This window comes from Clostridium sp., assembly GCF_016650035.1.
Taxonomy (GTDB): Bacteria; Bacillota; Clostridia; order Clostridiales; family Clostridiaceae; genus Clostridium_AD.
The window spans coordinates 1-8,337 of record NZ_JAENWM010000123.1; the positions used below are offsets into that span (position 1 = coordinate 1).

At 33.2% G+C, this 8,337-nt stretch carries 7 protein-coding genes; 6 read left to right on the forward strand and 1 reads right to left on the reverse strand.

The window, feature by feature from the left end; all coding sequences use genetic code 11:
• On the forward strand, positions 1-192 hold a 192-nt coding region (locus JJD95_RS18640), incomplete at its 5' end, for a hypothetical protein (protein WP_291644766.1).
• Positions 193-231: 39 nt separating this feature from the next.
• Here the strand turns inward: JJD95_RS18640 and JJD95_RS18645 are convergent.
• Positions 232-1,872 (reverse strand): sigma 54-interacting transcriptional regulator, encoded by a 1,641-nt coding sequence (locus tag JJD95_RS18645; RefSeq protein ID WP_291644767.1) that lies wholly within the window; start codon positions 1,870-1,872, stop codon positions 232-234.
• 326 nt (positions 1,873-2,198) lie between these two features.
• Between JJD95_RS18645 and JJD95_RS18650 the strand changes: the two genes are divergently transcribed.
• The 5 genes from JJD95_RS18650 to JJD95_RS18670 all read left to right on the forward strand — a co-directional run bounded on the left by JJD95_RS18650 (position 2,199) and on the right by JJD95_RS18670 (position 8,077).
• Positions 2,199-3,581, forward strand: a complete 1,383-nt coding sequence (locus JJD95_RS18650) for an FAD-binding oxidoreductase (protein ID WP_291644768.1) — start codon at positions 2,199-2,201, stop codon at positions 3,579-3,581.
• Between the two features lie 61 nt (positions 3,582-3,642).
• On the forward strand, positions 3,643-4,446 hold the full coding sequence (locus JJD95_RS18655; protein WP_291644769.1) for an electron transfer flavoprotein subunit beta/FixA family protein: 804 nt from the start codon (positions 3,643-3,645) through the stop codon (positions 4,444-4,446).
• A complete protein-coding gene (locus tag JJD95_RS18660; protein ID WP_291644770.1) occupies positions 4,447-5,439 on the forward strand; it encodes an electron transfer flavoprotein subunit alpha/FixB family protein in 993 nt (330 codons plus the stop codon).
• Positions 5,440-5,517: 78 nt separating this feature from the next.
• The gene (locus JJD95_RS18665; RefSeq protein WP_291644771.1) at positions 5,518-6,678 is read left to right on the forward strand and encodes a hypothetical protein; all 1,161 of its coding nucleotides are present in this window, start codon (positions 5,518-5,520) and stop codon (positions 6,676-6,678) included.
• A gap of 16 nt (positions 6,679-6,694) precedes the next feature.
• Complete coding sequence (locus JJD95_RS18670) at positions 6,695-8,077, forward strand: FAD-binding oxidoreductase (protein ID WP_291644772.1); 1,383 nt, start codon at positions 6,695-6,697, stop codon at positions 8,075-8,077.
• Positions 8,078-8,337: the final 260 nt, after the last annotated feature.

The window sequence follows — 8,337 nt, forward strand, 5'->3', positions numbered from 1 at the left end:
AATTTAAATATAGATTTGATTTTGGTTTTGGGTTATTTAGGGAGAAAAAGAGGGTTTGGAATCAGAAGTTTATTAAATTGGGTGACGATGGAATGTGGGTTTGGTGGGGTTTTGGAGGCAGATCTCTATTCGAATCTAACAATTTGTGTAACATTAAAAAAGAAACCCAGAGACCTAACTAAATTAAAATAAAGTTCGTATATATTTAAAGTTGGTTATTGGACAGACATTTTACAATCTTATAGAACCATTCTTGATTTTGCGGTGTATTGTGCAAGGGTTAATCCCCAATTCTTTAGAAGCTTCCACAACAGAGCCATGTTTTTCTAGTGCTTTTGAAATCATTATTTGATCAACTACATCATATACAGTGGGTAGGTTAGTATAACCATTTATTATAACGGAGGGTATATCATTTGTATGGTATTCAATATCATCCAGGTTAATGAGTATGTTAAGTTCATTCTCGCTGATAATATCATCAGTTGCAAGGACTATTAACCTTTCTATCATATTTTTAAGCTCCCTTATGTTTCCAGGCCAATCATGCTGAGAAAGTATTTTAAAAGTTACTGGTGAAAAAGTTAAATTTCTATTATATTTTTTATTGTAAAAATCAAGAAAAAAATTAATTAAAGGAATAATATCCTCTCTTCTCTCGTTAATAGGTGGAATCTTAATGGGTATAACATTAAGACGATAATATAAATCTTGTCTGAATTTTTTGTTATTATGAAGATCCACCTCAGTTATATTTGTAGCGCTTATATATCTTATATCTAAGCTTATCGGGGTACTTCCACCTACTCTTGTGACTATACGTTCCTGTAGGACTCTAAGAAGTTTTGTTTGCATTGGCATTGGCAATTCCCCAATTTCATCGAGAAAAACGGTTCCACCATTGGCTTCCTCTAGAAGGCCTTTTTTACCGCCCTTTTTAGCGCCTGTAAAGGTGCCCTCTTCATAGCCGAAAAATTCAGATTCTAAAAGTTCTGAGGGTATTGCACCACAGTTTATTGCAACAAAAGGTTTTTCCCGCCTTTGGCTATAGTTATAAATCATTTTCGCAATAATTTCTTTACCAACACCTGATTCTCCATATATAAATATGGATGAGTCAGAAGCAGCTGCTTTTATGACCATTCTTTTGATGTTATCCATAACCTTACTTTGACTAATATAATCTATAGTTTCAGGTTGGTGAGTATCTAAATTCATGCTGGCTTGTAATTTTATTAAGCGGGTTATATCTCTACCTGTAACTACGCCACCCTTTAAATTACCATTATTATGGAAGAAAGGTACTGCTGTATAGGAAATAATTTTTCCGTTTGGATATTTAACATTCCTAAAAATTTTCTTTTTAACTTTTAGCATCTCAACAATAATAGGGTTCTTTACCAAACCATTTTTTGACATGTCGTAAATGCTTTGTCCAAGTGCTTGCGAACGATTAAAGGGCAAAAGATCATCACATAGAGCATTCATTTTTTGGAGTACTCCGTACTCATTGAAAATAACAACTATTTCATCAATTTCATTTATCAACTTATCTATAATTTGATTATTTATAACCGAGGTATCAAACATATAGATAATATTAACTGAATTGTATTTGTCACTTAAACTATATATGCTAACAGCAGATGGAATACCATTCAGCAAAACACTTCCATTAATAGGCTCATTTCCCAAAATATTTTCATAGTTAAAATTCATATCAAATTCTTGCACAATTTTTGGATGTTTCATTTTTGAATAGTCAAAAACATCATTCATTATGAAATTAGTATGTAATACTTCTCCAGAACTATTACATATAATTATCGGATTAGATATTTTATTTAAGAGATTTTCTGAAATAGTATTCATATAAATTACTTCCCTTCAATATAAAATGATATGGTAAAACAATATCATAAACTCTTGCAAAATGCAATTATAACTTTCATTTTGCAAGAGATTTGCACATTGAAAGACATTGAAATATAAAATATTCAAAGTCCTAAAAAAATAAAATGGTAAGTTATAATGTTCTCGATTGTTCTTTGCTAGCATAAGCTATATTTGGCATTGTTTATGCTACAATAGTAAAACAATATGAATTTATTTTATAATATTCTGTTAATTTGCTGAAATTTATAAAATAATTCTTGAAAAAAGGGTTCTAACAAAAAAGGTTCGTGGAAGGGGATATTATGAATATTAAAATTGTTGAGAGTTTAAAGAAGATAGTGGGAAATGATTGGGTCATAAATGATGCTGAGAAAATAAGCAGTTATATCAAAGATGAAACTGAACATGCGATAGCACCAGTTCCTTGCTATGACTGTATAGTTGTTAAACCAGCTAATACTGAGGAAATATCGCAAGTATTAAAGTATGCTAATAATGAAAGCCTTATTATTATAGCGAGAGGTGGTGGGACAGGTTGTGCGGGTGCAGTTGTACCTATTAAACCTAGCGTAATTCTTTCCATGGAGAGATTAAATAAAATTATTGAAGTCGATGATAATAATATGATGGTTGAATGTGAAGCCGGTGTTACGCTCATGGATTTGGAAGAAAGATTCAAAATCCATGACAGTTTGTTTTTTCCTGTACATCCAGGAGATGAAGGCGCACAAGTTGGAGGCATGGTTGTACAAAATGCTGGAGGCGTAAGAGCAGTGAGATATGGCGTTATGAGAAACCAAATAAAAGGTTTAGAAGTAGTTCTTCCAACAGGAGAAATAATTAAGACTGGTGGAAAACTTATGAAGGATAATTCGGGATATGATTTGACTCATCTTATGATAGGAAGTGAAGGTACATTAGGTATTGTAACCAAGGCAATTTTGAAGTTGTATCCTAAATCAAGCAATACAGGAAGTTTAATTGTATCATTTACTGATAAAAAAGCAGCCGTTGAAGTTGTGCCTAAAATACTCCGAAAGGGAATCGTTCCATTAGCTATAGAATATTTAGAAAAAGATTTTATGCTGAAGTCAGCAAAAGATTTAGGACTAGAATGGCCCGCTAAAAAAGGTATCGTAGACTTGTATTTCATTTTGGATGAACCTAAAGAAGATGATTTATATGAAACTAGCGCTAAAATAGTTGAAATGTGCGAAGAAAATGGTGCAGTAGACAGTTTGATAGCAGAAACAGCAAAAGAGCAAAGAACAATTTTGGAAATAAGGAGCCACGGATATCCAAGTATTAAGTCCCAGGTTGTCGATATATTAGATGTGGCTGTTCCTGTGGGTAATATAACTCACTACATGAATGGCATAGAAGAACTTTCAAAAAAATATAATGTTAGAATGCCTTCTTTTGGACATGTTGGAGATGGGAATATTCATAACTTTATAATGACAGAAACAGGAGAGAAACCTGATTGTTATAATGAATTATCGGAAGAAATATATAAACTTTCCATAAAACTTGGAGGAACAATAACCGCTGAACATGGTGTTGGTAAAATAAGAAATAAAAGCCTACATATTCAGTATTCAGATAAACACTTGGAAATAATGAGAGGAATTAAAAATGTTTTTGATCCAAATAATATTCTGAATCCAGGTACGGGGATAAGTTAGTTGTTGTAATTAATTATTAGATTTTGAAAGATTTTAAATAAAGACCAGTTAGGAGAGGGAAATGAAAATAATTGTACTGATAAAGCAGGTACCAGACATGGAAAAGGTAAAATTTGACAGTGGAAGAGGAGTAGTAGACAGAACATCTGCTGGGACAGAGATTAATCCTTTTGATTTAAATGCATTGGAGGCAGCAGTTCAAATTAAAGAAGATATGGGAGCGGAAGTAATTGCAATCAGTATGGGACCAGCAAGTGCAGAGAGTGCATTAAGGGAAGCAATATCAAGAGGCGCAGATAGAGGAATATTGCTTAGTGACAGAAAATTTGGAGGTTCTGATTGTAAAGCAACCGCTTATACATTAGCAGCAGGTATAAAGAATATAGGGGAATTTGATTTAATACTTGCTGGAATGCAAACAGTTGATGGTGATACAGGGCAAATTGGACCTGAAATTGCAGAATTTTTAGATATTCCACATATCTGTTTTGTAGAAAAAATAAATGAAATCAACAAAGAAAACATAACTCTAGTAACAGATATTTGGGATGGAATATATATTAAGAAAATGAGACTACCTGGTCTATTAACTGTAACAAAGGATATAAATTATCCTAGGCTTCCTGCATTCAAAGATAAAATGAAAGCAAGAAAAGCAGAAATTACGACTTGGGGACTGGAAGAGTTAAAAGATAATTTAGATGAGTCATCTACAGGAATTAAAGGGTCTGGAACTGTCGTTAAGAAAATTGAAGTGCCTGCGGCTGTTCATAGAGAAGGAAAATTATGGAGAGATAATCTAGACGATGCTATGGATGAGTTTCTGGATATCATGATAGAAGAGAAAGTTCTGGAGGTGAGATAAATGAAAGAATATAGTGGCGTAATGGTTTTCGCAGAACAAAAGAATTGTGTGATACATAAGGTGTCATACGAACTTATAGGAAAAGCAAGGGAACTTGCAGACAAAACAAATGAAAAGGTGTACTGCTGTATTTGCGGACCTTCTGATTTGCCAATAAATGAACTCATTTATAGAGGTGCAGATAAAGTGTTTTTTGTAAAGGATGATGAGATATTTAATATCCCTGAAATTATGACTTATGTTAAAAATATAGTTAGAGTAATTGATGATGTTAACCCAAAAATTTGTTTGTTCGGAGCTACAAATTTTGGGAGATCACTGGCACCTAGAGTTGCTGCAACTTTTAAATGTGGACTTACTGCTGATTGTACAGGACTTGAAATTGACGATGTAGATACTAAACTTGTACAAATAAGACCTGCTTTTAGTGGAAACATATTGGCTCATATTAAATCACAATTACTACCTCAAATGTCTACAGTAAGATTTAAAGAGTTTGATGAAGCGAAAAGAGATGAGACAAGAACAGGAGAGGTAATAACATATGAATCTGTTGTTATAAAAAATAATGCGATTGAAGTATTAGAAGAAATTATTGAAGAAAATTTTAATATTACTGATGCTAAAGTTGTTGTGTCTGCAGGTAAGGGACTTAAAAGTTCTGAAGATTTTAAAATGATAGAAGAACTAGCTGAACTATTAGGAGGAGTGGTAGGCTGTTCAAGACCTTTAGTTGAAGAAGGATTTATCTCCAAATCTCATCAAGTAGGGTACAGTGGTAATAGGGTAAAACCTAAATTATATATAGCATGTGGTATTTCTGGGTCTCCTCAGCATCAAGCAGGAATGAAGGAATCAGAGATGATACTAGCAATAAATTCTGACCCGTCAGCACCAATATTCAATATCGCTGATTATGGTATCGTTGGAGATGTTTATAAGGTTATACCTCAATTGATTAATAAGATAAAAAATAAAAAGAACATATTGTAAACACTAAATTTAAGGGGGGTAGTGTTAGATAGTTCAAGATATTCAAATATGCATTATACTAAATAAGGGGGGATTTTTATGAATAATAAAAAAATGATGCCTGCGTATTTTGCAGTAGCATTTGTATGGTTTACAACTCATTTTGGAGGGGGTTTTGCATCAGGAAGGCAAGTAATAGAGTATTATGTGGGATATGGATGGTATGCTTCTTTCTTACCAATAGTTTCTCAAGCATTGAATGCAATTGTTTTTTACTATGCATGGAAATTTGCACTGGATAGGAAAAAATATGATTACAAAAGCTGGGCAGTAGAATTTTATAAACCTGTGGAAAAAGTAATGGCACCCATATTCGAAATTATATTTCAATTAATTTTGATAACTGCTACAGCTGTTGCTTTTGCAACTGGTGGAGCTACTATAACAACTGTATTTGGAACAAATTATATCGTTAACACTATTCTTATTGCAGCTGCAATGTTGCTTTTGACTATATTTGGCGCAGGGTTAGTAAGAAAAGCGGCTTCGTATATAGCTATTGCTATTATTCTTGGAGTAATTATTATATACCTACCAAATATAATTGCAGCATGGGGTAAAATCACTTCTAATATTGCAGGTCTAAAGTCAGGAGCATTAGTTAATGAAGCCACCTTTGGGCAAGCTTTATGGAAAACAATAGTTTATGCAGGTTTTCAATCTTGTTGTCTTGGGGCATATTTAGCGCACTCAAATGCTTTGAAAGATGTAAATGATGCTAAAAAAGCTGCTGCATGGGGATTTGTAATAAACGCATCCGTACTTATGCTATCGACATTAGGTATAATGGCATTTTATCAAGATGGAATATTAAAAGAAGCAGTACCAGCATTATTTGTTGTTATGAATGGTGTGGGATCTACATGGGCGACTCCTTTGATATCGTTCTTAATAATTCTAGGGGCAGTATCTACTGGTGTAAACTTAATATACGGAACAACAAATAGAATAGTCAATGTCTTATCTAGGAATGATTCTGAGTCTGTGAAAAAAGAAAAACAAACTAAGAGAAGTACAATTGTATCTCTTGGGTATGTAATAGTTACATGGTGTATTGCACAGTTCGGACTAATACCACTTATTGCAAAAGGATATGGAACATTAGGATATATTGCGGTATTTGTTATCATAATACCACTGATTTTAAGAGGCATCATAGGATGGAAACCAGTAGCCAAAGATGAGAATGTTACAATATAATAAATAGGAGGTTAATATGGAAGCGAAATTGATAAACGATTTAACTAGAATAGTAGGAGAAGATTGGGTAGTTTCGGATTTATCACAAATGCAGAGTTATTTATATGATGAAACTGAATTAAAAATAAGGCCGATAGCTTCAGAGGACTGTGTAGTAATTAAACCTTCTACACCTAACGAGGTGTCAGAGATAATAAAATTGGCAAATAAATATTTAGTTCCAGTTGTCCCAAGAGGCGGAGGGACAGGATTATGTGGGGCGGCTATACCTACACAATCAAGTATAGTTTTATCTCTTGAAAGATTGAATAATATTGTAGAGGTTGACGTTAATAATTTAATGATAACAGTAGAAGCAGGCGCAACTTTAGAAAAAATGCTAGAAGAATTGAAAAAGTATGATAAATTATTCTTCCCTGTACATCCTGGAGATGAAGGAGCACAAATTGGTGGAATGGTTATTGAAAATGCCGGAGGAGTAAGTGCTGTAAAACATGGTATCATGAGAAACCATATTAAAGGTATGGAAGTAGTATTAGCAACTGGTGAAATAGTGCAGTTAGGCGGAAAACTTCTAAAAAATAATATGGGTTATGATTTGCTTCACCTGATGATTGGAAGTGAAGGAACATTAGGAATTGTAACAAAAGCTACACTTAGATTATATGCAAAGAATCCTAATATCGGGACATTATTAATATCTTTTAATAGTGCAGAAGAGGCGGCTAATGTAGTTCCAAAAATATTGCAGGAAGGAATAACTCCTCTAGCAATAGAATATATGGACAGAGAAATTGCGTTAGAAGCTGCAAAACATATAGGAGCTAAATATCCTGCAAATAATGGATCCGTTGATTTGATGTTTATATTAGATGAAGCAAGTGAAGATGAACTTTATGGAAAATGTGAAAAAATTGTAGGTATGTGTGAAGAAAACGGTGCGGTTGATAGCTTAATAGCAGAAACAACTAAGGACCAGAGAACTTTACTGGAGATAAGGAGTAATGTTTATACAGCTTATAAAGAAAATGTAGCTGATGCTCTTGATATGGCTGTTCCACCTGGATCAGTGCCTGACCTTTTGAAAGATATAAGCAGAATTGCAAAAAAATATAACACTATATCTCCGGCTGTTGGTCATATAGCTGATGGTAATATCCATAATTTCTTGATGCTTATAAATGGAGAGTTGCCAGATTATTTAGATGATATGAGAAATGAAATGTATAACGCTGCCATAAGTTATGGGGGAACGGTAACTGCAGAACACGGTACAGGAAAAACCAGGAAAAAACATATGTCTCAACAATACACACAACGTGAAATAGAGATTATGAAGAGTATTAAAAAATCTTTTGATCCTAACGGTATTATGAATCCTGGAACAATAGTAGATTAAAAGTTTAGCTTATATTAAAATAAGCTAAAAAGAGGTACCCTTCCTTACAATTATTTAGATAAGTTAATTATCTGAAAAATTGTAAGGAAGGGTATTTTTATGTGGGGTATGGGGATTGTTTGAGTACTCACGGAAACTAATAAATAAAACTTGAATTTGTTTTGAGTTGTATAGAATTATAAAATTTAATGATATTAGAGCGGTTTGTAATAAAAACAGGTATAGCAAACAAGCCTGCACGGTGCAAGAATTTTTAAAAA

Coding starts and splice junctions, on each gene's coding strand:
- JJD95_RS18670 (WP_291644772.1), top strand. CDS start 6,695: ATGGAAGCGAAATTGATAAACGATTTAACTAGAATAGTAGGAGAAGAT.
- JJD95_RS18665 (WP_291644771.1), top strand. CDS start 5,518: ATGAATAATAAAAAAATGATGCCTGCGTATTTTGCAGTAGCATTTGTA.
- JJD95_RS18645 (WP_291644767.1), bottom strand. CDS start 1,872: ATGAATACTATTTCAGAAAATCTCTTAAATAAAATATCTAATCCGATA.
- JJD95_RS18650 (WP_291644768.1), top strand. CDS start 2,199: ATGAATATTAAAATTGTTGAGAGTTTAAAGAAGATAGTGGGAAATGAT.
- JJD95_RS18655 (WP_291644769.1), top strand. CDS start 3,643: ATGAAAATAATTGTACTGATAAAGCAGGTACCAGACATGGAAAAGGTA.
- JJD95_RS18660 (WP_291644770.1), top strand. CDS start 4,447: ATGAAAGAATATAGTGGCGTAATGGTTTTCGCAGAACAAAAGAATTGT.